The sequence below is a fragment of the Pseudomonas sp. CCOS 191 genome (genome assembly GCF_001007005.1).
Lineage (GTDB): Bacteria > Pseudomonadota > Gammaproteobacteria > Pseudomonadales > Pseudomonadaceae > Aquipseudomonas > Aquipseudomonas soli.
Genome location: NZ_LN847264.1, coordinates 1709194 through 1729972, shown reverse-complemented (window position 1 = coordinate 1729972; position 20779 = coordinate 1709194). Strand labels below are relative to the sequence as shown.

Below are 20779 nucleotides of genomic sequence, written 5' to 3'. Positions count from 1 at the left end.
CTTACGAATCGGGGCTGTCGATGGTCAGGTGCTGGGTGGCCTGGGTGGTGGTGGCCAGTGGCGCACTCTGGCCCTTCCACTCGCCGCGGGTCGGCACGCCTGCGCGTGAGACTCGGGCAACCAGTTGGACTTCGGTGAAGTCCGACAGTTTCATCTGCGGCATCATCGCGTCGGCATCCGACAGCTCCACTTCGATCGGCAACTGCGCCACCGTCACCCGCTTGGCCGCCAGCGGCATGGGCGGGCCATTGCTGGCGCGGGCGAAGATGAACACGGTGTCATCCGGGCGCACCTTGTCCTTGAGCGCCGCGCCCAGCTCGACCCGCACTTTCAGGCGCGCGGCCTCGGCGACCTTGCCGCCGCCGGCCTTGAGCTTGTCGGCGGCACGATCGATACCACCCTGCAGCGCGGCACGGGAGGCATCGCCCTCCGGCAGTTGCGCCAACAGGCGCTGCCAGAAGTCGATGGCTTCCTGGAAGCGTTCGCCCTCGAATGCAGCGATGCCACGCAGGCCAAGGCTGGTGACTTCCCGTGGGTCCGCTTTCAGCGCTTCATCGGTGAGCGCTTGCAGTTGCGCCGACCATTGTTTGTCGGCGGCGAAGTACAGCGCCTGGGCCCATTGCCCGAGCAGCTCGGGTTGGCGCCCGGCAAGGGTCACGGCACGCTCGAAGGCCTTGGCCGCATCGGCCGGCCGCTGCTCGGCCATGTATGCCCGGCCAAGGAAGTACAGGCCCTCGGCCGAATCCGGTTGGGCCTGCACCGCGCGCTCCAGGCGTGTGGTCATTTCGCTCATCGACTGCGGCGCGCTGGCGAACTCCTGGGTCAACTCGACCTTGTCGGCTGCGCCGAAGTGCAGGTAGAGCCCCAGGGCCATCACCGGCACCAGCACCGCCGCCAGCAGCGGGATGGCCTTGCCCAGGCGGCCCTGGCGCACGGCATCGTCGCGTTCGGTGTCGGCCAGCAGCTCGCGGGCGGCTTCGTCACGACCCGTGGCCAATTGCCGGTCGTCGAGCACCCCGGCCGCCTGCTGGGCGGACAGTTCGGCGACGCGCTCCTCGTAGAGCGCCACATTGAGGGCGGTACGGTCTTGTTCGGCCTGCTGACGGCGGTGGCCACGCAGGATCGGCAGCAGCAGGAAAGCCAGGGCGGCGAGCAGCAGCAGGCCCGCGCTAAGCCAGAATTCAGTCATGGGTACGTTCTTTATCCAGCAGTTTGGCCAGACGCTCGCGTTCGTCGGCGGACAGTTCGGTGTTGCCGGCCACAGCCTGCCCGCGGCGACGGCGGACGATCACCGCCAACACCACGAAACCACCGGCCAGGAGAATCCCCGGGCCGAACCAGAGCAGCCAGGTGCGCCCGCTGAGCGCCGGTTTGTAGCGCACGAAGTCGCCGTAGCGATCGACCATGAAATCGACGATCTGCTGGTTGTTCTTGCCTTCACCCAGCATGCGGAAGATCTCGCGGCGCAGGTCGGCGGCGATCGGTGCGTTGGAATCAGCGATGTCCTGGTTCTGGCACTTGGGGCAGCGCAGTTCCTTGGTCAGTTGCTGGTAGCGCTCGCGCTCGGCGTCGTCGCGGAACTGGTAGGTGTCGATGGCGGCCTTGGCCACCCCGGCCAGGCTCAGGCCAAGCACGGCAGCGGTAAGCCAGCGCTTCATGGCCTGGCCTCGTCGACCAGGCCCTGGTACAGCGGCGCCAGCTGCTCGCGCCACACCGTGGCATCGACCACACCGACATGCTTGTAGCGGATGATGCCCTTGGCGTCGATCAGGAAGGTTTCCGGCGCGCCATACACGCCCAGGTCCAGGCCCAGTGTGCCTTGCTGGTCGGCGATGTTCAGCTGGTAAGGGTTGTGGAACTCGGCCAGCCACTTCAGCGCGGCGGCATTGTCGTCCTTGTAGTTGACCCCGTGGATCACCACGCCCTGCTCGGCCAGCTGGTTCAGGTAGGGGTGCTCGACCTTGCAGGACGGGCACCAGGTGCCCCACACGTTGACCAGCGCCGGGCGCCCGAGCAGGTCGGCCTGGGTCAGGGTGCGGTCATCCTGCACCGACGCCAGGGAGAACGCCGGGAATGGCTTGCCGATCATCGCCGAAGGCAGTTCGTCGGGCTTGAGGAACAACCCCTTGTAGAGAAAGACCGCCACCAGCAGGAACACCGCCAGTGGCACCACCATGATCCAGCGCTTCATGCAGTTGCTCCAGACACGCCCAGGGCCTCACGCACCCGGGTCTTGACCTTGACGCGGTAGCGCCGGTCGAGGGCCGCCAGCAAGCCGCCCAGGCCAGTCAGCAGACCGCCCAGCCAGATCCAGCGGACATAGGGTTTGATATGCACCCGCACCGCCCAGGCGCCGTTTTCCAGCGGCTCGCCCAAGGCGACATACAGGTCGCGGGTGAAACCGGCATCGATGCCGGCCTCGGTCATCATCGACTGCTGCACGGTGTACAGGCGTTTTTCCGGGTGCAGCACGGACACTTCGCGGCCATCGCGCGAGACGCGGATAGTGCCCTTGTCAGAGATGAAGTTCGGGCCTTCGAAGTGTTTGGCCCCCTCGAACAGGAAGTGGTAACCGCCCAGCTCGACAGTCTCGCCCGGCGCCATGCGCAGGTCGCGCTCGGCGCTGTTGTTGCTCGACAGCACCACGCCCAGGGCGCAGACCACCAACCCCAGGTGCGCCAGGTGCATGCCCCAATAGCTGCGGTTAAGCCCAGCCAGGCCTTTGACCAGGCCCTTGTGACGGGTCTTGTCGAGGATGTCGCGCACGCCAGCGAGCACCACCCAGGCGGCCAGGGCGAACACACTGAGGGCCGGCCAGTCGAAATCATCGACGATCAGCCCGGCGACCGGCGCCAGCACCGCGCTGCCGATCAGCACCGGGGTCAGCATGCCGGCCAGCCACCTGCCGGGGGTGTCCTTCCAGCGCACCACCACACCGATACCCAGCACCACCATCAGCAGCGCCATCAGCGGCAGGAACAAGGCGTCGAAGTACGGCGGGCCGACCGACAGCTTGGCCCCGGTCAGGGCATCGAGCACCAGCGGGTACAGCGTGCCGAGCAGGATCATCGACGCCGCCACCACCAGCACCAGGTTGTTGGCCAGCAGCAGCGTTTCACGGGACCACAGGGCAAAGCCCACCTGGCTCTTGACCACCGGGGCGCGCAGGGCGAACAGGGTCAGCGAGCCGCCGACCACGAACAGCAGGAAGAACAGGATGAAGATGCCGCGCGAAGGATCGGCGGCGAACGCGTGCACCGAGGTCAGTACACCGGAACGCACCAGGAATGTACCCAGCAGACTCAGGGAGAACGCGGCGATCGCCAGCAGCACGGTCCAGCTCTTGAACACCCCGCGCTTTTCGGTGACCGCCAGCGAGTGGATCAGCGCCGTGCCCACCAGCCAGGGCATGAACGAGGCGTTTTCGACCGGGTCCCAGAACCACCAGCCGCCCCAGCCCAGTTCGTAGTAGGCCCACCACGAGCCGAGGGTGATGCCGACGCCTAGGAAGGCCCAGGCGACGATGGTCCAGGGCCGCGACCAGCGCGCCCAGGCCGCGTCCAGGCGCCCGCCGAGCAAGGCGGCGATGGCGAAGGCGAACGCCACCGAGAAGCCCACGTAGCCCATGTACAGCATCGGCGGGTGGACGATCAGGCCGAAGTCCTGCAGCAGCGGGTTGAGGTCGCGACCGTCGCCCGGCACCTGCGGCAGCAGGCGCTGGAACGGGTTGGAAGTGATGATCAGGAAGCTCAGGAAGCCCACGCTGATCATGCCCATGACCGCCAGCACCCGGGCCAGCATCACCTGGGGCAACTGGCGCGAGAAGATCGACACGGCGAAGGTCCAGCCGCCGAGGATCAACGCCCACAGCAGCAGCGAGCCTTCGTGGGCGCCCCAAACGGCACTGAACTTGTAGTACCAGGGCAAGGCGCTGTTGGAGTTGCTGGCCACATAGGCGACCGAGAAGTTGTCGGTCATGAAGGCGTGGGTGAGGCAGGCAAAGGCGAAGGCCAGGAAGGCGAACTGCCCCCAGGCCGCCGGCCGCGCCAGGCCCATCCACAGGCTGTCGCCGCGCCAGGCGCCGAGCAGCGGCACGCTGGCCTGCACGGCGGCGAAGCAGATGGCCAGGATCATCGCCAATTGACCCAGTTCGGGGATCACCAGGGCCGCGTTCATGGCTTGGCCCCCGCATCGCTGGCGGCCTGGCCGCTTTCCTTCAGGGCCTTGGTGACTTCCGGCGGCATGTATTTCTCGTCGTGCTTGGCCAGTACCTCATCGGCCACCACCACGCCGTCGGCATTGAGCTTGCCGAGGGCGACGATGCCCTGCCCTTCGCGGAACAGGTCGGGGAGGATGCCGCGGTAGGTGATCGGCACCGACTTGCTGTAGTCGGTGACCACGAAGCGCACGTCGAGCGAGTCGGCCGAGCGCTGCACCGAGCCTTTCTCGACCATGCCACCAGCGCGGATGCGGGTGTCCAGGGGCGCCTCGCCGTTGGCGATCTGCGTCGGGGTGTAGAACAGATTGATGTTCTGCTGCAGCGCGCTCAGGGCAAAGCCCACGGCGACGCCGACACCGGCCAGCAGGCCGAGGATGATGAACAGGCGTTTCTTGCGCTGCGGATTCACGGTTTGTTCTCCCGGCGCAGACGACGCGCCTCTTCTTGCAGGTAGCGACGGCGGGCCAGCAGGGGCGCGGCGACATTCAGCGCCAGCACTGCCAGGCAGATGCCGTAGGCCGACCAGACGTACAGGCCATGGTGGCCCATGGCGAGGAAATCACTGAAGGAGGCAAAGCTCATCGTGCCGCCTCCCGGCCAAGCTGGCTCAATACCTCATCCTTGACCCAACTGGCCCGCGCTTCGCGCTTGAGCACTTCCAGACGCATGCGCAGCAGCAGCACAGCGCCGAAGAAACAATAGAAGCCCAACGCGGTGATCAGCAGCGGCGCCCACATTTCCACCGGCATTGCCGGCTTTTCGGTGAGGGTGAAGGTGGCGCCCTGGTGCAGGGTGTTCCACCACTCCACCGAGTACTTGATGATCGGGATGTTGATCACGCCAACGATCGCCAGTACCGCGCAGGCCTTGGCCGCGCTGTCACGGTTGCTGATGGCCTGGCCCAGGGCAATGATGCCGAAGTACAGGAACAGCAGGATAAGCATGGACGTCAGGCGCGCATCCCAGACCCACCAACTGCCCCAGGTGGGCTTGCCCCAGATCGCCCCGGTGACCAGCGCCACCGCGGTCATCCAGGCACCGATGGGCGCCGCGCACTGCAGCGCGACATCGGCCAGTTTCATCTTCCACACCAGCCCCACCACGCCTGCCACGGCGAGCATCACGTAACACGACTGCGCCAGCATGGCGGTCGGCACATGGATATAGATGATGCGGAAGCTGTTGCCCTGCTGGTAGTCCTGGGGGGCGAAGGCCAGGCCCCAGGTGATGCCGACCAGCAACAGCACGATGGCGCAAACGGTCAGCCAAGGCAGCATGCGGCCGCTGATGGCATAGAACCATTTGGGAGAGCCCAGCTTGTGGAACCACGTCCAGCTTATTTTCATCAGGGTACATCCAGGGTGTTGGCCGGGCTGCAATGCCCGGCACTCGTTATTCGCCGACGCTGATCTTCAGCCCGGCCGCGATCGCAAAGGGTGCCAGTGTCACCGCCAGCGCCGTCAGGCTGGCGAGCCAGAGCAGATGGCCAGTGGCGGGCATATTCTGCAACGCCGCCTGCAACGCACCACTGCCCAGGATCAATACAGGGATATACAACGGCAGAATCAGCAACGCCAGCAGCAGGCCGCCGCGCTTGAGACCGACCGTCAGCGCCGCCCCCACCGCGCCCAGCAGGCTCAGCACCGGCGTACCCAGCAGCAAGGAAGCGAGCAGCACCGGCAGGCAACTGGGCGGCAGGCCCAGCATCAGCGCCAGCAATGGTGCCAACAATACCAGCGCCAACCCGGAAAAGATCCAGTGCGCCAGTACCTTGGCCAGCACCAGCATGGCCAGCGGATGCGGCGAAAGCACCCACTGCTCGAGCGAGCCGTCCTCGAAATCACTGCGGAACAACCCGTCCAGCGACAACAATACCGCCAGCAAGGCCGCGACCCAGACCAGCCCCGGCGACAAGGTTTGCAACAATTGCGTCTCTGGCCCCACCGCCAGCGGGAACAGAGCGACGACGATGGCGAAGAACACCAGCGGGTTGGCCAGCTCCGCCGGGCGGCGGAACAACAGCCGCGCCTCGCGGCGCAACAGCAGAAGGAATACGCTCATGCCGCCCATTGCCCCAGGTTCAGCTCGCGATAGCCGGATGGCTTGCGTTCGAGCGTATGGTGGGTGGTCAGCACCACGGTACCACCCTGCTCGCAGTGCGCTGCAAGGTGCGCTTCCAGTTGCGCCACGCCCTGCTTGTCGAGGGCGGTGAAAGGCTCGTCGAGGATCCACAGCGGCGGGCTGTCCAGGTACAGCCGGGCCAGGGCCACGCGGCGCTGCTGGCCGGCAGACAAGGTATGACAGGGCACGTCCTCAAAACCACGCAGGCCGACGGCCTCCAGCGCCTTCCAGATCGCCTCGCGGTTGGCCGGGCGGTGCAACGCGCAGAGCCAGGCAAGGTTCTCTTCGGCGCTGAGCAGGTCCTTGATGCCGGCGGCATGGCCGATCCACAGCAGGATGCTGGCCAGGGCATGGCGTTGTTCGGCCAACGGCTCGCCTCCCAGCAGGATATGCCCGGCAGTGGGCTGCATGAGCCCGGCCAGCAGGCGCAGCAGGCTGGTCTTGCCGCTGCCATTGGGGCCGGCGATCTGCAGCATGTCGCCGGGGTGCAGCTCGAAGTGCAGGTGCTCGAACAGCAGCCGCCAGTCGCGCTCGCAGGCCAGGCCCGCGGCTTGGAGGTGAAGGGTCACGGTATCGCCTTATGCAGTCTGTGTCTCAAGTCGCATCAACCCTTGCCGTTATACTGGCAATGGCGAGCGAGCGGCATTATTGCACGCGTCACCGCGCTGCCAAGAGGGCTGGTTCGACAGGTTGTATACAATCATGACTGAAATCAATAGTCTCAGCACACAAACCGCGGTAAGCGCCCAGGCGACACGGGTTGCGATGACCGGCGAGATGCTGCGCCTGCTGCAGGCCCAGCCCGGCCTGCTGCCGCCTGGAGAAACCGCCAAGGCCGAGGTCATCACCCTGCGCCAGGTCGGCCAGGAATTCCAGATGCTGCTGCGGCTTGCCCAGGCCAACGGCAACCAGACACAAGTACTGACCACTGCAACCCAGCCCATGCCACCCGGCAGCCAGATCCTGGTCAGCCAGCCCGAGGCCAACCGCCTGGCGGTAATGGTGCAACAGGCCACTGCCGGCAACATCGCCACCCTGACCCAGCTCGACACACGGGAGATGCCGGTCGGCACCTTGCTCCAGGCCAAGGTTCTGACCAGCCAGGCCTTGTCGCAGGGCCCTGGCCTGCCCGCGACCTTCCGCTCGCTGGTGAGCCTGCTCAACAGCAGTCAGGCAGGTGCCACCCTGGCCATTGACAGCCCTCGACAGCTCCCCGTGGGCAGCCTGCTAAGCGCGCTGGTGCAGGGGGAGCAGGCGCTGCGTTTCGTGCCCCTGAGTGGCCGACAGGACCAGTTGGCCGTTACCCAGCACCTGTCGACCCAGCAGGGTCTCCAGGCTTCGCTGCCGGGCGTGCTCGCCAGCCTGCAACGAATCGCCAGCAGTCCCGATGCGCCCCCCGAGTTGCGTGCCAGCGCCGAGCGCCTGCTCGCCAGCCTGCCGGATGCCCGACAGATGGGGGACGCCAAAGGCCTGGCGCAGGCGCTCAACAACAGCGGAACGTTCTTCGAGTCCAAGCTGCTCGGCGGGCAGGCGAGCAGTATCGCGCCCGATCTCAAGGCACAACTGGTCAAGCTGGTGGCCCAGGCACTGCCCGGTACCACCGGACACCCGCCGCTGGCCACCGCGACCATCGCCCAGGCCCTGCCAGGCCTGGCCCGCAGTGCCCTGGGCATGCTTGGCCAGGTCAGCCCGCGACCACTGCCCAGTGCATTTCCCCTGCCCTCACGCTTGCTGCAGAAGCTCGAAAGCGAAGGCGATCTGCAACAATTGCTGCGCCTGGCCGCCGCCGCCATCTCCCGATTGCAGAGCCACTCGCTGTCCAGCCTGCAACAGAGCGGCACGCTCGAGAACGGCAATCAGCAGACCACCTGGCAAACCGAAGTACCGGTACGCCATGGCCAGGAATTCGTGCCCCTGCAGGTCAAGCTACAGCGCGAGGAAACCCCGGAACAGCAAGCCGAGCGGGAACGAGAACAGTCTGAACCGCTGGAAGCCCTGTGGCGTGTCGAACTGGCCTTCGACCTCGCGCCACTGGGCCCATTGCAAGTACAGGCGCAACTGCTCCAGGGCCGGCTGTCGGGCCAGCTATGGGCACAACAGGAACGCACCGCGCGCCTGATCGACAGCCAGCTTGGCGCCCTGCGTGAGCGCCTGCTGGCCCGCGGCCTGGATGTGGGCGACCTGGAATGCCACCCGGGTATTCCGCCTCAGGGGCCACGCACACGCCTCGAACAACGCTGGGTGGATGAGACCGCATGAAGCACAAGCAACCGCGCCAGGCCATTGCCCTGAGCTACGATGGCCAGCAGGCTCCAACTCTGAGCGCCAAGGGTGACGACGAACTGGCTGAAGCCATCCTCGCCCTGGCCCGTGAGCACGAAGTGCCAATCTACGAGAACGCCGAACTGGTGCGCCTGCTGGCGCGCCTGGAACTGGGCGAGCAGATCCCCGAGGCGCTGTACCTGACCATCGCCGAAATCATCGCCTTCGCCTGGCAGCTGCGTGGCAAGGTACCGGCTGGGTTCAGCGACGAACCCAGTCCACCGCGGGATGTCACCCCAGTCATGGCTCTACTGCCACCAGGCAGCAGCCAGTAGTTATCTACCACCCCGCTCCTGGTCGGCCATTCAACCTTGTCATTCCCGTAAATGAACAAGGTGAACAACATGTCTACAAGCCGCATCAACGCCGCCGGCGTTCAGTACGTCGTCGACCACCTGAGCCACGTGCCGCGCCCGGACCTCGAAGCCAGCCGGGCGATCCAGCAATGGCTGGCACGACAGGGTCATGACCTGGCCCCTGAGCAGATCGACGTCGTCACCCTGCACTACCGCCCCGATGGTCCGGGTCGCTATCTTGCCGCGGTTACCCAACGCATGAGTTTGCCCCAGGCGGTACTGAGCAACTGGCAAGGTGAATCCAACAACGATCTGTTCGGAGCCCTGTTTCGAGCCCCCTGGGCCGGCACCTTGCCCGATCGTCCGCTACGCCTGGTGGAAACGCTGCCAGCCCCCGGCTTCAATCACTACGGTGCCGCCTTCGAGGTGTTCAACGGTTTGTTCCGCCGTACCACGCCACAACGCTATGACAGCTCTACTCTTCTGCCGATAGCCGCAGAAGCCTTCCAGCGCTTCATAGAAGACCTGGACTTCCATACGCCCTTCAAAGCCCAGCTGGACCACTACTGGAGCGAACACCTGCAAGACCACAGACTTGCCTGCAAGCTCAATTTCATAGCGGCCTGTAACAAACAGGTCAGTGAAGGCAGCCTCAGTGAGGCAGCCAGGCGGCTCATCTGGCAAGCCGCCGGGTTGACGCCCTGCAACAGGCCGCTACGCAGGAGCACGCTGAACATCTACGGCTACGCCGCTACCGACCTGTTGTACCTGAATGACCCAGCCAGTGACCTGACCGTACTCTACCTGCCCGGCAACAGCTCGCCATTGCTGGAGTTCAACAGCAAGACGCTTATGAAAGACTGGGTCGGCCAGCAGTGCAAGGACCCGGCAAAGCGGCAAGCCTTGAAGCAGTACTTCCGCCTGGCCGACCGCCCGCAAGGCCTTGACTTCAGCGGCCTGCAAACGGCCCTCGACGGCCTGGCCGACTACCCGGCCCGCCACCCGCTGCCCCCTGAACACGGCTATTTCAACGATGACGGTACCTGGCCGCCACGCACCTACGTCAACTATCGGCCCGGCAAATACAGCCCCAGGCTTGAAGGCGATCTTTTCCTGGCATTGGCCGAGCGCCAGCGCCAACGCAGTTATGACGATGCCGACTTTCTCATCACCCGCGACAGCCAGGTCAGCAAAGCCCGCTGGATCGGCTACCTGACCACCACACTCAACCTGCTGGCACCGCTGTGCCTCGTGGTCCCGGGCCTTGCTCCCCTGCTGGCCCTGGGCGGCGTCGTACAGCTGGGCCTGGGGCTCGACCAGGCGATCAACGGTCGGACACTTGAAGAAAAGGAAGCCGGAGTCGGGAACATCACCTGGGGCCTGTTCAATGCCGTGCCATTGGCAATCGCTGGCACCCGCGGAGCCAAGGCGCTGTTCGAGTTCAAAAGCGAGGGTTTCGCCCCGCCAACACGCCTGAACGAACAGATCGGTTACCCATTGAGTCCGAGTACCCCACCCCGCTTTCCAGAGCCTGAGGGTGCGCGCTATTTCCACACACCCGAGTCGATCCATCCCCTACCGGATGGTGACCAGGCCATCGCCGATTCCGTTGTTCGAGTGCCGCTCTACAATGGCGATCCCGACCACCTCGGGGTGAGCATCGCTGGCTACAACGATCATGTCGTTTATGACGTGGAGCGCGATGTGTTCATTCGTGAAGATGACCTCAACGAGATAGATCCAATCGGTTATGTAGCCCAGGCCGGAAGACGGGACCTGGTGCCAGCGCCCACCAGCCGCCTGGTCACCAACGCCATGCGCACCCGGAGCCTGCGTGCGCTAGGGGTCGATCTTCCATTGCCGGTGGAAGTGCCCACGCAAGCCGCTGACAGCTATCCCATCCCCAAGACGGTCAATTGCCTCTGGGTAGGCGACAAGGTGATCAACCCTGAACTGCTGACCAACCTGGGCAAGAATGCTGCACGGCTCAAGGACAGTGATTATTCTCTGCGCCTGTTCCTTTCGCGCGCCAACCCCGACGTCTATGCCGAAAACCAGTGGCTGCTCGCTGCGCAGGCACCAGGGCTGCAGGTTCTGCCGCTGGAAGAGCAAGCCTTCTTCAGAGTATTTCGGCAGAGCAAGTACTACGCCCAATATGATGCAGCGCTGGATGGCAATGGCGGTATCGCCAGCAACTACGCCTCGGCATCCGACGTGTTGCGCTACCCTATGCTGCATCACGAAGGGGGCTTGTACATGGATGTGGACGATACGCTGCTGACCCAGGGGGAGAACGAAACCATCGACCATGTTGAGCTGCGCACGCCCCCCAATGGCCTGCTGCTCGCGCCCCCCATGTCCAACGAGAAGATGGGGATGAACTGCCTTTACAACACCAGCCTGATCGGCAGCCATCCCGGCAACCCCATCCTGGAGGCTATTTCTGAAGAAATGCATGCTCGCTTCCAGACAAACTCGGACTTCTACGACAGCAAGCCCAGCCTGGCCGAGGATCCAGCCAACTTCTACCGCTATGCCAACCGCCTCAGCCAAATGACCGGCCCGGCCTTGCTTAGCGATGTGGTCGACCGCCACCTGCCGGCGCTGCGCACCTTGCGCCAGATCGTCAATCTGTACGCCATGCCACGGATCAACGCCTACCAGTTCATCGACCTGCAGCGTGGCAAGGACGCCGTGCGTACGCTGCTGCCGCTGAACCGCTTCGCCAAGGTCGGTGGTAATCATTCTTGGAGCAAATAAGTCAGTAGCAAGGTGCAGGGAAGTACCTGGCGCTGTCGCTGAGTGGTCTTTTACCGCGAACTGGAGATCGCCAATCATCGTGATTGGGACAAGACCCAAGAAAAAACAAGGCGACTTGCGTCGCCCTGTTCATCACTCGCCGCGGTGCAGCTTGCTCATCAACTGCGCCTCGGCCTGGGTCAACCCACAGGTCTGGGTCAGCTCCTCGACGCTGGCGCCCATCCCCACCAGCTTGGCGGCCTGGGCGAAGGTGACGCTGTTGGGGTCGCGCTGCTCGAGCTGCTGCAGCTTCTCGGGCAGCGGCGCCACCACCGCGCGCAGCTCATGGATCGCTTCGCCCATGCGCACGGTACCGTTCTGGTAGTCATCCAGGCGTTTGGCGAGGTCCTTGATGCGCTGGTCACGCAGCGCATCGCCTTGGGCCTGCTGGGCGGCGAGCTCGCGCTGGCGCTTGCTGTAGTTGAGGAAGAACCACAGGCTCAGCGCCCACAGCAGCGCCAGGAAGATGACAGCAACCTCGAAGATCAACTCAGATGTTCTCCAGCTCGGACCACTCTTCCTCGGTCATCATCTTGTCCAGCTCGACCAGGATCAGCAGCTCGCCGTTCTTGTTGCACACGCCCTGGATGAACTTCGCCGATTCCTCGTTGCCGACGTTCGGCGCGGTCTCGATCTCCGACTGGCGCAGGTACACCACTTCAGCGACGCTGTCGACGAGGATGCCGACCACCTGCTTGTCCGCCTCGATGATGACGATACGGGTGTTGTCGGTGACTTCGCTCGACATCAGGCCGAAGCGCTGGCGGGTGTCGATCACCGTCACCACGTTGCCACGCAGGTTGATGATGCCCAGCACATAGCTGGGGGCGCCCGGTACCGGAGCGATCTCGGTGTAGCGCAGGACTTCCTGCACCTGCATGACATTGATGCCGTAGGACTCGTTGTCCAGACGGAAGGTTACCCACTGCAGGATCGGATCTTCGGAACCTTGTGCAGACGACTTTTTCATTCCCCTAGCCCTCAAAATCCGCCATTGGCGGTGTGCTCTGTGTTGCCGCGGCAGTAGCGGCGTTGATTCAGTTGTGTTTGGTGTTCATCTGCTTGACCGCGCCACTGGCGATCAGCTCGGCCAGCTCGGCGACGTCGAGCAGCGCGCACATGTGTTCGATCACCGTGCCGGCCAGCCACGGGCGTTGGCCGCGCTGGCTGCGCCATTTGATCTCGCTCGGGTCCAGGCGCAGCGAGCGGCTGACCTGGTGCACCGCCAGCCCCCATTCGTAGCCCTGGACCGAAATGACGTATTGCAGGCCCTGGCGGAAATCGTCCCGGTAGCGATCGGGCATGACCCAGCGGGCGGTATCCAGCACCTTGAGATTGCCCGCCTGGCAGGTGAGGATGCCGAGGAACCAGTCCGGCTGGCCGAACAGCGGCGTCAACTCCTGGCCGGCCAGGGTATAGATCGAGCCCAGGCACACCAGCGGTACCGCCAGGGTCAGCCCGGCGACATCGAACAGCAGGCATTCGAATGGCTCGGCGGCCCATTCCGGGCGCCCGTCGACCGTCGCCGGAGGTGTTGGCGCAGCAGGCGCCGCCGGCACGTGCAGCTCCACCAGTGGCGTCGCCGGCTCGATGGCCGGGGCTTCGGTCAACAGCGGGATGCTGGCCTCGGCCACCACCTCGCGCTCGACCACCGCCACCACCGGCTCCATGACAGGCGTGGCGGGCGGCAGCACGGTTGGCAGGACCTTGGCCTGCGGCTCGGCGAAAGGCCGGGGCGCAGGCGCGGCTGGCGTGACCTGGCGCTGTGCGTCGCGAACCTGTTCCTCGCGGACAGCCGCCTCGAACTCATCGGCGGGGGCCGGCTCCACGGGTGGCGCGGCCGGCGCGTCCTGCTCTTGCGGCAACTCGAGTGGCTCGGTGGCCTCCTGCAGCAACCCATCAAGGTAGGACTGCAAGGCCATCTGCGGCTTGGTGGTGATATGCGGCGCCTGGTTCATCAGGCCACCTGCAACGCGGAACGGTAGGTCAACAGGTGCTTGAGCAGCGCACGATAGGCCACCACGCCACGGCTCTTGCCATCGAACTGCGAGGGCGTGACGCCGTTGCGACTGGCGTCGCGCAAGCGCGTATCCACCGGAATGTAGCCTTGCCAGACCTGATCACCATAGGTGTCGCGCAGCACTTTCAAGGTGCCCAGCGAAGCCTGCGTGCGGCGGTCGAACAGGGTCGGCACGATCTGGTACGGCAACGCCTGCTTGCGCGAACGGTTGATCATGCCCAGCGTGCCAACCATGCGCTCCAGGCCCTTGACCGCGAGAAACTCGGTCTGCACCGGGATCACCAACTGCTGGCTGGCGGCCAGGGCGTTGACCATCAGCACGCCCAGCAAAGGTGGGCTGTCGATCAGGGCGAAGTCGAAATCCTGCCACAGCTGCGCCAGACTCTTGGCGATCACCAAGCCCAGGCCACTCTGGCCCGGCGACTGACGCTCGAGCACCGCCAACGCAGTGCTCGACGGCAGCAGCGAGATACGCTCGTCACTGGTGGGTAGCAGCAGCTGGCCTGGCAGCCCCTCGGGCACCGTGCCTTTGTGCAGGAACAGGTCGTAGCAGCTGTGCTCCAGCGCATCGGGGTTGTGCCCGAAATAACTGGTCATCGAGCCGTGCGGGTCGAGGTCGACCACGACCACGCGCTTGCCCGCCTCGGCCAGCAGGCCGGCCAAGGCGATGGTGGTGGTGGTCTTGCCGACGCCACCTTTTTGATTGGCTACTGCCCAGACTCTCATCGTGCGTTGCTTCCTCCCGGTATGGCCGCCTGCCCTGCCGGGAACGGTGTGAAGTTCAGTGACGGGGATTTGACGAAATCAGCCCCCGGTCCTCGGTGCTGGCGAGGCTGGTGCACTTTGTGTGCCAGCCCGGCGCATCGCCGCGTCCGGGGTGGCGTTGGCGCTGCCGCTGCCGGTCAGGCTGCGGCGCACCTCCAGGTTGCGCGAAATCACCAGTACCACGCGACGGTTGCGCGCACGGCCGTCGGCAGTGTCGTTGCTGGCCACCGGCTGGTACTCGCCGTACCCCACCGATGCCATGCGCGCCGGGTTGACCCCTTCCATGGCCAGCAAGCGGACGATGCTCGCCGCCCGCGCCGACGACAGCTCCCAGTTGGTCGGGTACTGGGCGGTGCGGATCGGCAGGTTGTCGGTGAAACCTTCGACGTGCACCGGGTTGGCGAACGGCCTGAGGATCTTCGCCACCTTCTCGATGATCTCGAAGGCGACATCACTGGGCATGGCGTCGGCGCTGGCGAACAACAGCGAGGAGTTGAGCTCGATCTCCACCCAAAGCTCGTTGCCGCGCACGGTCATCTGGTTGGACTTGATCAGGTCGCCGAAGGCGTCACGCACATCGTCGGTGATGGTCTTGAGCGGGTCGACGCTGTTCTGCGCCAGGCCCGCGTCGGTCTGCTCGCTGTCCTTGATCAACGGCTCGGCCGGTTTGACGCTCAGCGGGCGCTCATCGCCGATCGGGATCGGCTTCATGCTGCGCTCGGGGTCGTTGAACACCCCGATCAGCGCCTGGGAAATCTGCTTGTACTTGCCTTCGTTGATCGACGAAATCGAGTACATGACCACGAAGAAGGCGAACAGCAGGGTAATGAAGTCAGCATACGAGACCAGCCAGCGCTCGTGGTTCTCGTGCTCTTCGATCTTGCGACGGCGGGCCATGGCTTACTCCATGAAGCCTTGCAGCTTCAGCTCGATCGAGCGTGGGTTCTCGCCTTCGGCGATCGACAGCAGGCCTTCGAGCAGCATCTCGCGGTAACGCGACTGGCGCAGGGTGATGGCCTTGAGCTTGTTGGCGACCGGCAACAGGATCAGGTTGGCACTGGCCACGCCGTAGATGGTGGCGACGAAGGCCACGGCGATGCCGTTGCCCAGCTGCGACGGATCGGCGAGGTTGCCCATCACATGGATCAGGCCCATTACTGCGCCGATAATACCGATGGTCGGCGCGTAGCCGCCCATGCTCTCGAACACCTTTGCGGCCTGGATGTCACGGGACTCCTGGGTCAAAAAGTCGACTTCGAGAATGCTGCGGATGGCTTCCGGCTCGGCGCCGTCGACCAGCAACTGCAAGCCTTTGCGCGCGTAGGGGTCGGGCTCGGCATCAGCCACGCCTTCCAGCCCCAGCAGGCCTTCCTTGCGCGCCGTCAGGCTCCAGTTCACCACCCGGTCGATACCGCCGGCCAGGTCCACCCGTGGCGGGAAGAAAATCCAGCGAATGATCTGCAGGGCACGCTTGAACGACGACAGCGGCGACTGCAGCAATGCCGCCGCCAGGGTACCGCCCAGCACGATCAGCGCCGCCGGGCCGTTGATCAGCGCACCGACGTGGCCGCCCTCCATGAAGTTGCCGCCGACGATGGCGACAAAGGCGAGGATCAGGCCGATCAGGCTCAACACATCCATCAGACGCACGCCTCGACCAGGTGCTTGCCAATCTCGTCCAGGCTGTAGACGGCGTCGGCGAGGTTGGCCTTGACGATGGCCATGGGCATGCCATAGATCACGCAGCTGGCTTCATCCTGCGCCCACACGGTGCTGCCGCCCTGCTTGAGCAGGCGCGCGCCTTCGCGGCCATCGGCGCCCATGCCGGTGAGGACCACCGAGAGCACCTTGTCGCCGTAGGACTTGGCGGCGGAGCCGAAGGTGATATCCACGCAGGGCTTGTAGTTCAGGCGTTCATCGCCCGGCAGGATCTTCACCGTGCCACGGCCGTCGACCATCATCTGCTTGCCACCCGGGGCCAACAGGGCCAGGCCCGGGCGCAGCACGTCACCGTCCTCGGCCTCCTTGACGCTGATCTTGCACAGTTTGTCCAGGCGCTCGGCGAAGGCCTTGGTGAAAGCCGCCGGCATGTGCTGGATGAGCACGATCGGCGCCGGGAAACCGGCAGGCAGCTGGGTCAGCACCCGCTGCAGCGCCACCGGACCGCCCGTGGAGGTGCCGATGGCGACCAGTTTGTACGGCTTGCGCTTGGGTGCCGGCGAATGCGTGGAAGCCGGTGCCGCGGCGCGGGCCGGGGCGGCAGTGCGCGCAGGCGCGGTACCGGCGAAGCTGCTGGCTGGGGCCTGGCTGCTGGCCGGTGCCGGCGCTGCGGCCGGTGCCGGGCTGGAATAGGCACTGAAACGGCGGTTGCTGCGCGAGATGGTGTGGACCTTCTCGCACAGCATCTGCTTGACCTTCTCCGGGTTACGCGAGATGTCTTCGAAATTCTTCGGCAGGTAGTCGACCGCACCGGCATCCAGGGCGTCGAGGGTGACGCGGGCGCCTTCGTGGGTCAGCGAGGAGAACATCAATACCGGCGTCGGGCAGCGCTGCATGATGTGACGCACCGCGGTGATGCCGTCCATCATGGGCATTTCATAGTCCATGGTGATGACATCGGGCTTGAGCGCCAGCGCCTGGTCGATCGCTTCCTTGCCGTTGGTCGCGGTACCCACGACCTGGATCGTCGGGTCGGACGCGAGAATTTCCGAGACACGGCGGCGGAAGAAACCGGAATCATCCACCACCAGGACCTTGACTGCCATAAACACTCCGTTAGGCGGCGCACCCGCCTGGGCGCGCCACCGAAATCAAATACGCCGGGCGGCGTAACGCTTGAGCATGCTCGGGACGTCGAGGATCAGCGCGATACGGCCGTCACCGGTGATGGTCGCGCCGGACATGCCCGGGGTTCCCTGCAGCATTTTGCCCAGCGGCTTGATCACCACCTCTTCCTGGCCGACCAGCTGGTCGACCACGAAACCGATGCGCTGGGTGCCGACCGACAGGATCACCACATGACCTTCGTGCTGCTCTTCGTGCTCGTGGTCCTGGACCAGCCAGCGCTTGAGGTAGAACAGCGGCAGCGCCTTGTCGCGCACGATCACCACTTCCTGGCCGTCGACCACGTTGGTGCGCGACAGGTCGAGGTGGAAGATCTCGTTGACGTTGACCAGCGGGAAGGCGAACGCCTGGTTGGCCAGCATCACCATCAGCGTCGGCATGATCGCCAGGGTCAGCGGCACCTTGATGACGATCTTCGAACCCTGGCCCTTGGCCGAGAAGATGTTGATCGAGCCGTTGAGCTGGGAAATCTTGGTCTTCACCACGTCCATGCCGACACCGCGGCCGGACACGTCGGAGATCTCGGTCTTGGTCGAGAAACCCGGGGCGAAGATCAGGTTGTAGCAGTCCGACTCGCTCAGGCGGTCGGCCGCGTCCTTGTCCATCAGGCCCTTTTCCACGGCCTTGGCGCGCAGGATGCTCGGGTCCATGCCCTTGCCGTCGTCGGAAATCGACAGCAGGATGTGGTCACCTTCCTGCTCGGCGGACAGTACCACCCGACCCATGCGCGACTTGCCGGAGGCCTCGCGTTCGTCGGGCATCTCGACGCCATGGTCGACGGCGTTGCGCACCAAGTGCACCAACGGGTCGGCCAGGGCCTCGACCAGGTTCTTGTCCAGGTCGGTTTCTTCGCCGACCAGCTCCAGGTTGATCTCTTTCTTGAGCTGACGGGCCAGGTCGCGAACCAGGCGCGGGAAACGCCCGAAGACCTTCTTGATCGGCTGCATGCGCGTCTTCATGACCGCGGTCTGCAGGTCGGCGGTGACCACATCGAGGTTGGACACGGCCTTGGACATGGCCTCGTCGCCGCTGTTGAGCCCCAGGCGCACCAGGCGGTTACGCACCAGCACCAGCTCGCCGACCATGTTCATGATCTCGTCCAGGCGCGCGGTGTCGACCCGCACGGTGGTCTCCGCCTCGCTGGCGCCATGCTTGTCAGCGGCTGGCGCTGGCGCCCGGGCCGGAGCGGCAGGCTTGGCAGCGGCTGGCGCGGGAGCGGGAGCAGGCGCTGGCTTGGCAACCGGCTTGGCTTCGGCCTTGGCCGCGACAGGTGCGGCAACAGCGGCGGCTGGCGCTTCGGCAGCAACCGCCTCGCCAGAGAACTTGCCCTTGCCGTGCAACTGGTCGAGCAGCGCCTCGAATTCGTGTTCGGTGATACTCTCGTCAGTCGCCGCTGGTGCCGCGCTGGCTACAGGCGCAGAGACGCCAGGCAATGCGTCGACGGCGAAGGTGCCCTTGCCGTGCAACTGATCGAGCAGCGACTCGAACTCGTCGTCGGTGATCTCGTCACTGGCAGGGGCAACGGCCGCTGGCTCACTGGCAGCGGTATCGGGCGAAAACTGGCCTTTGCCGTGCAGCTGGTCGAGCAACGACTCGAATTCGGCGTCGGTAATCTCGTCACCACCCGCGCTGACCTGTTCACCTTGCAGTTGCTCGTGAACCTGGGCTTCGGCCTTGACTGCATCGAGCGAGTCGAGCAGTTGCTCGAACTCGGTGTCGGTGATGTCGGGCTCGGCAGCCGGCGCCTCGACGACAGCGGCCACCTCGACCGGGGCCGGCTCGTCGGCACCAGCGGGCTCGGCCAGGCGCGACAGCGCTGCCAGCAGCTCACGGGTGGCCGGCGTGACATCGGTGCGCTCACGTACCTGGCCAAACATGCTGTTGACCGTGTCGAGTGCTTCGAGCACCACATCCATCAGCTCCGCGTCGACCCGGCGCTCACCTTTGCGCAGGATGTCGAACACGTTCTCGGCAATGTGGCAGCACTCCACCAACTCATTGAGCTGAAGGAAGCCGGCGCCCCCTTTTACAGTGTGGAAACCGCGGAAAATCGCGTTGAGCAGGTCCGCATCATCAGGTCGGCTTTCCAGCTCGACCAATTGCTCGGACAGTTGCTCGAGGATTTCGCCGGCTTCTACCAGGAAATCCTGAAGGATTTCTTCATCGGCGCCGAAGCTCATTAAACGTGCTCCTTAAAAACCCAGGCTGGACAACAGATCGTCGACATCGTCCTGGCTGGACACGACGTCTTCACGCTTATCGGCATGAATCTGCGGACCTTCACCCCGAGTCGGATGTTTTTCTTGATCTTTTTCAGCGCGCAGCTGCTGGTGGTCATGTTCGATACCGGCAAAGCGGTCGACCTGGCTTGCCATCAGCACGAGCTTGAGCAGATTGCTTTCGACTTCGGTGACCAGCGTGGTCACCCGTTTGATCACCTGGCCAGTGAGATCCTGATAATCCTGGGCCAGGACGATATCGTTGATATGGCCCGCAACCTTCTGATTACCTTCGGCGCTGTGCGTCAGGAAACTGTCCACACGCTTGACCAACTCACGGAATTCCGGCGCCGCCACCTCGCGGCGCATGAAGCGCTGCCAGTCGGCGGACAGGCTCTGGGCCTCGGTGGCAAGGTCGTTGAGCACCGGGGTGCAAGCCTCCGCCAGGTCCATGGTGCGGTTGGCCGCACCTTCGGTGAGGCGGACCACGTAGGAGAGGCGCTCGGCGGCATCGGTAATCTGCGACACTTCCTCGGCCTGCGGCATGGCCGGGTCGATCTGGAAGTTGACGATTGCACTGTGCAGTTCGCGGGTGAGCTTGCCGACTTCCTGGTACAGCCCGCGGTCGCGGGTCTGGTTCAGTTGGTGGATCAGCTGCACCGCCTCACCGAACCGGCCGCGCTCGAGGCTCTCGACCAGCTCCTGGGCATGCTTCTTCAGGGTTGATTCGAACTCACCCAAAGAGTTGTTGGTTGACTCCATTGCGCCCCCCAGACGTGACTCAGCCGTTGACGCGTTCGAAGATCTTTTCGATCTTTTCTTTCAGCGCCAGGGCGGTGAAAGGCTTGACCACATAGCCGTTCACGCCGGCCTGGGCAGCTTCGATGATCTGCTCGCGCTTGGCTTCCGCGGTGACCATCAGTACCGGCAGGTGCTTGAGGCGCTCGTCGGCGCGAACGGCGCGCAGCAGGTCGATACCGGTCATGCCCGGCATGTTCCAGTCGGTCACCAGGAAATCAAAATGCTCGCTGGTGAGCATCGGCAGTGCCGTGTTGCCGTCATCAGCTTCCTTGACGTTGGTGAACCCCAGGTCACGCAACAGGTTCTTGATGATCCGCCGCATCGTCGAAAAGTCGTCAACGATGAGGATTTTCATGTCTTTGTTCAATTAGAC

Annotated in this window: 22 protein-coding genes; 3 read left to right on the top strand and 19 right to left on the bottom strand. The window is 64.6% G+C overall.

Going from position 1 to position 20779, the window contains the following annotated elements; all coding sequences use genetic code 11:
* Position 1 precedes the first annotated feature (1 nt).
* Genes ccmI through ccmA form a run of 9 tightly spaced genes read right to left on the bottom strand, consistent with a single transcriptional unit; the run spans position 2 to position 6909 of the window.
* Entirely contained in the window at positions 2 to 1189 is a 1188-nt protein-coding gene (ccmI, locus tag CCOS191_RS07815) for a c-type cytochrome biogenesis protein CcmI (protein WP_046854703.1), read from the bottom strand.
* A complete protein-coding gene (locus CCOS191_RS07810; RefSeq protein ID WP_046854702.1) occupies positions 1182 to 1658 on the bottom strand; it encodes a cytochrome c-type biogenesis protein in 477 nt (158 codons plus the stop codon). The genes ccmI and CCOS191_RS07810 overlap by 8 nt, the downstream gene beginning before the upstream one ends.
* The gene (locus CCOS191_RS07805) at positions 1655 to 2191 is read right to left on the bottom strand and encodes a DsbE family thiol:disulfide interchange protein (RefSeq protein ID WP_023632293.1); all 537 of its coding nucleotides are present in this window, start codon (positions 2189 to 2191) and stop codon (positions 1655 to 1657) included. The genes CCOS191_RS07810 and CCOS191_RS07805 overlap by 4 nt, the downstream gene beginning before the upstream one ends.
* Positions 2188 to 4161 carry a heme lyase CcmF/NrfE family subunit gene (locus CCOS191_RS07800; RefSeq protein WP_172670922.1) on the bottom strand — a complete coding sequence of 658 codons (1974 nt, stop codon included), beginning with the start codon at positions 4159 to 4161 and terminating at the stop codon, positions 2188 to 2190. The genes CCOS191_RS07805 and CCOS191_RS07800 overlap by 4 nt, the downstream gene beginning before the upstream one ends.
* A gap of 11 nt (positions 4162 to 4172) precedes the next feature.
* A complete protein-coding gene (gene ccmE, locus CCOS191_RS07795; protein WP_023632021.1) occupies positions 4173 to 4628 on the bottom strand; it encodes a cytochrome c maturation protein CcmE in 456 nt (151 codons plus the stop codon).
* Complete coding sequence (ccmD, locus tag CCOS191_RS07790) at positions 4625 to 4801, bottom strand: heme exporter protein CcmD (RefSeq protein WP_046854700.1); 177 nt, start codon at positions 4799 to 4801, stop codon at positions 4625 to 4627. Before ccmD ends, ccmE begins: the two co-directional genes overlap by 4 nt.
* Positions 4798 to 5565, bottom strand: a complete 768-nt coding sequence (locus CCOS191_RS07785) for a heme ABC transporter permease (RefSeq protein WP_023632019.1) — start codon at positions 5563 to 5565, stop codon at positions 4798 to 4800. Before CCOS191_RS07785 ends, ccmD begins: the two co-directional genes overlap by 4 nt.
* Before the next feature lie 46 nt (positions 5566 to 5611).
* Complete coding sequence (gene ccmB, locus CCOS191_RS07780) at positions 5612 to 6280, bottom strand: heme exporter protein CcmB (protein WP_031315999.1); 669 nt, start codon at positions 6278 to 6280, stop codon at positions 5612 to 5614.
* Positions 6277 to 6909, bottom strand: a complete 633-nt coding sequence (ccmA, locus tag CCOS191_RS07775) for a cytochrome c biogenesis heme-transporting ATPase CcmA (protein WP_046854699.1) — start codon at positions 6907 to 6909, stop codon at positions 6277 to 6279. The genes ccmB and ccmA overlap by 4 nt, the downstream gene beginning before the upstream one ends.
* A 133-nt stretch (positions 6910 to 7042) precedes the next feature.
* On the opposite strand from ccmA, the gene fliK reads away from it, so the two are divergent.
* From fliK to CCOS191_RS07760, 3 genes are all read left to right on the top strand, one after another.
* Positions 7043 to 8599 (top strand): flagellar hook-length control protein FliK, encoded by a 1557-nt coding sequence (gene fliK, locus CCOS191_RS07770; RefSeq protein WP_046854698.1) that lies wholly within the window; start codon positions 7043 to 7045, stop codon positions 8597 to 8599.
* A complete protein-coding gene (locus CCOS191_RS07765) occupies positions 8596 to 8937 on the top strand; it encodes an EscU/YscU/HrcU family type III secretion system export apparatus switch protein (protein ID WP_046854697.1) in 342 nt (113 codons plus the stop codon). The genes fliK and CCOS191_RS07765 overlap by 4 nt, the downstream gene beginning before the upstream one ends.
* 69 nt (positions 8938 to 9006) lie before the next feature.
* Entirely contained in the window at positions 9007 to 11718 is a 2712-nt protein-coding gene (locus tag CCOS191_RS07760; RefSeq protein ID WP_046857714.1) for a dermonecrotic toxin domain-containing protein, read from the top strand.
* Positions 11719 to 11850: 132 nt separating this feature from the next.
* Here CCOS191_RS07760 and CCOS191_RS07755 read toward each other — a convergent pair whose 3' ends face one another.
* The 10 genes from CCOS191_RS07755 to CCOS191_RS07710 all read right to left on the bottom strand — a co-directional run bounded on the left by CCOS191_RS07755 (position 11851) and on the right by CCOS191_RS07710 (position 20761).
* Positions 11851 to 12246, bottom strand: coding sequence for a DUF2802 domain-containing protein (locus CCOS191_RS07755; protein WP_023630608.1), 396 nt, complete (start codon positions 12244 to 12246; stop codon positions 11851 to 11853).
* A gap of 1 nt (position 12247) precedes the next feature.
* Positions 12248 to 12727: a chemotaxis protein CheW gene (locus CCOS191_RS07750; protein ID WP_023630607.1), complete on the bottom strand. Its 480-nt coding sequence runs from the start codon at positions 12725 to 12727 to the stop codon at positions 12248 to 12250.
* A 67-nt stretch (positions 12728 to 12794) separates the two neighbouring features.
* Entirely contained in the window at positions 12795 to 13715 is a 921-nt protein-coding gene (locus CCOS191_RS07745; protein WP_046854696.1) for a CheW domain-containing protein, read from the bottom strand.
* Positions 13715 to 14503: a ParA family protein gene (locus CCOS191_RS07740; protein WP_046854695.1), complete on the bottom strand. Its 789-nt coding sequence runs from the start codon at positions 14501 to 14503 to the stop codon at positions 13715 to 13717. The genes CCOS191_RS07745 and CCOS191_RS07740 overlap by 1 nt, the downstream gene beginning before the upstream one ends.
* A 78-nt stretch (positions 14504 to 14581) precedes the next feature.
* Positions 14582 to 15439 carry a flagellar motor protein MotD gene (gene motD / locus CCOS191_RS07735; protein WP_046854694.1) on the bottom strand — a complete coding sequence of 286 codons (858 nt, stop codon included), beginning with the start codon at positions 15437 to 15439 and terminating at the stop codon, positions 14582 to 14584.
* Positions 15440 to 15442: 3 nt separating this feature from the next.
* Positions 15443 to 16183, bottom strand: a complete 741-nt coding sequence (locus CCOS191_RS07730) for a flagellar motor protein (RefSeq protein ID WP_023631606.1) — start codon at positions 16181 to 16183, stop codon at positions 15443 to 15445.
* Positions 16183 to 17307, bottom strand: coding sequence for a protein-glutamate methylesterase/protein-glutamine glutaminase (locus tag CCOS191_RS07725; protein ID WP_046854693.1), 1125 nt, complete (start codon positions 17305 to 17307; stop codon positions 16183 to 16185). The genes CCOS191_RS07730 and CCOS191_RS07725 overlap by 1 nt, the downstream gene beginning before the upstream one ends.
* 45 nt (positions 17308 to 17352) lie before the next feature.
* Positions 17353 to 19566: a chemotaxis protein CheA gene (locus tag CCOS191_RS07720; protein ID WP_046854692.1), complete on the bottom strand. Its 2214-nt coding sequence runs from the start codon at positions 19564 to 19566 to the stop codon at positions 17353 to 17355.
* Positions 19567 to 19578: 12 nt separating this feature from the next.
* Positions 19579 to 20367 (bottom strand): protein phosphatase CheZ, encoded by a 789-nt coding sequence (locus CCOS191_RS07715; RefSeq protein ID WP_046854691.1) that lies wholly within the window; start codon positions 20365 to 20367, stop codon positions 19579 to 19581.
* A 19-nt stretch (positions 20368 to 20386) separates the two neighbouring features.
* Positions 20387 to 20761 carry a chemotaxis response regulator CheY gene (locus CCOS191_RS07710; RefSeq protein WP_023630863.1) on the bottom strand — a complete coding sequence of 125 codons (375 nt, stop codon included), beginning with the start codon at positions 20759 to 20761 and terminating at the stop codon, positions 20387 to 20389.
* Between the last annotated feature and the right edge of the window lie 18 nt (positions 20762 to 20779).

What these genes read in the sequence shown, in the direction of transcription:
- ccmI (WP_046854703.1), bottom strand. Translation starts at nt 1,189, where the DNA reads ATGACTGAATTCTGGCTTAGCGCGGGCCTGCTGCTGCTCGCCGCCCTG.
- CCOS191_RS07810 (WP_046854702.1), bottom strand. Translation starts at nt 1,658, where the DNA reads ATGAAGCGCTGGCTTACCGCTGCCGTGCTTGGCCTGAGCCTGGCCGGG.
- CCOS191_RS07805 (WP_023632293.1), bottom strand. Translation starts at nt 2,191, where the DNA reads ATGAAGCGCTGGATCATGGTGGTGCCACTGGCGGTGTTCCTGCTGGTG.
- ccmD (WP_046854700.1), bottom strand. Translation starts at nt 4,801, where the DNA reads ATGAGCTTTGCCTCCTTCAGTGATTTCCTCGCCATGGGCCACCATGGC.
- CCOS191_RS07785 (WP_023632019.1), bottom strand. Translation starts at nt 5,565, where the DNA reads ATGAAAATAAGCTGGACGTGGTTCCACAAGCTGGGCTCTCCCAAATGG.
- ccmB (WP_031315999.1), bottom strand. Translation starts at nt 6,280, where the DNA reads ATGAGCGTATTCCTTCTGCTGTTGCGCCGCGAGGCGCGGCTGTTGTTC.
- fliK (WP_046854698.1), top strand. Translation starts at nt 7,043, where the DNA reads ATGACTGAAATCAATAGTCTCAGCACACAAACCGCGGTAAGCGCCCAG.
- CCOS191_RS07765 (WP_046854697.1), top strand. Translation starts at nt 8,596, where the DNA reads ATGAAGCACAAGCAACCGCGCCAGGCCATTGCCCTGAGCTACGATGGC.
- CCOS191_RS07760 (WP_046857714.1), top strand. Translation starts at nt 9,007, where the DNA reads ATGTCTACAAGCCGCATCAACGCCGCCGGCGTTCAGTACGTCGTCGAC.
- CCOS191_RS07750 (WP_023630607.1), bottom strand. Translation starts at nt 12,727, where the DNA reads ATGAAAAAGTCGTCTGCACAAGGTTCCGAAGATCCGATCCTGCAGTGG.
- CCOS191_RS07745 (WP_046854696.1), bottom strand. Translation starts at nt 13,715, where the DNA reads ATGAACCAGGCGCCGCATATCACCACCAAGCCGCAGATGGCCTTGCAG.
- CCOS191_RS07740 (WP_046854695.1), bottom strand. Translation starts at nt 14,503, where the DNA reads ATGAGAGTCTGGGCAGTAGCCAATCAAAAAGGTGGCGTCGGCAAGACC.
- motD (WP_046854694.1), bottom strand. Translation starts at nt 15,439, where the DNA reads ATGGCCCGCCGTCGCAAGATCGAAGAGCACGAGAACCACGAGCGCTGG.
- CCOS191_RS07730 (WP_023631606.1), bottom strand. Translation starts at nt 16,183, where the DNA reads ATGGATGTGTTGAGCCTGATCGGCCTGATCCTCGCCTTTGTCGCCATC.
- CCOS191_RS07725 (WP_046854693.1), bottom strand. Translation starts at nt 17,307, where the DNA reads ATGGCAGTCAAGGTCCTGGTGGTGGATGATTCCGGTTTCTTCCGCCGC.
- CCOS191_RS07720 (WP_046854692.1), bottom strand. Translation starts at nt 19,566, where the DNA reads ATGAGCTTCGGCGCCGATGAAGAAATCCTTCAGGATTTCCTGGTAGAA.
- CCOS191_RS07715 (WP_046854691.1), bottom strand. Translation starts at nt 20,367, where the DNA reads ATGGAGTCAACCAACAACTCTTTGGGTGAGTTCGAATCAACCCTGAAG.
- CCOS191_RS07710 (WP_023630863.1), bottom strand. Translation starts at nt 20,761, where the DNA reads ATGAAAATCCTCATCGTTGACGACTTTTCGACGATGCGGCGGATCATC.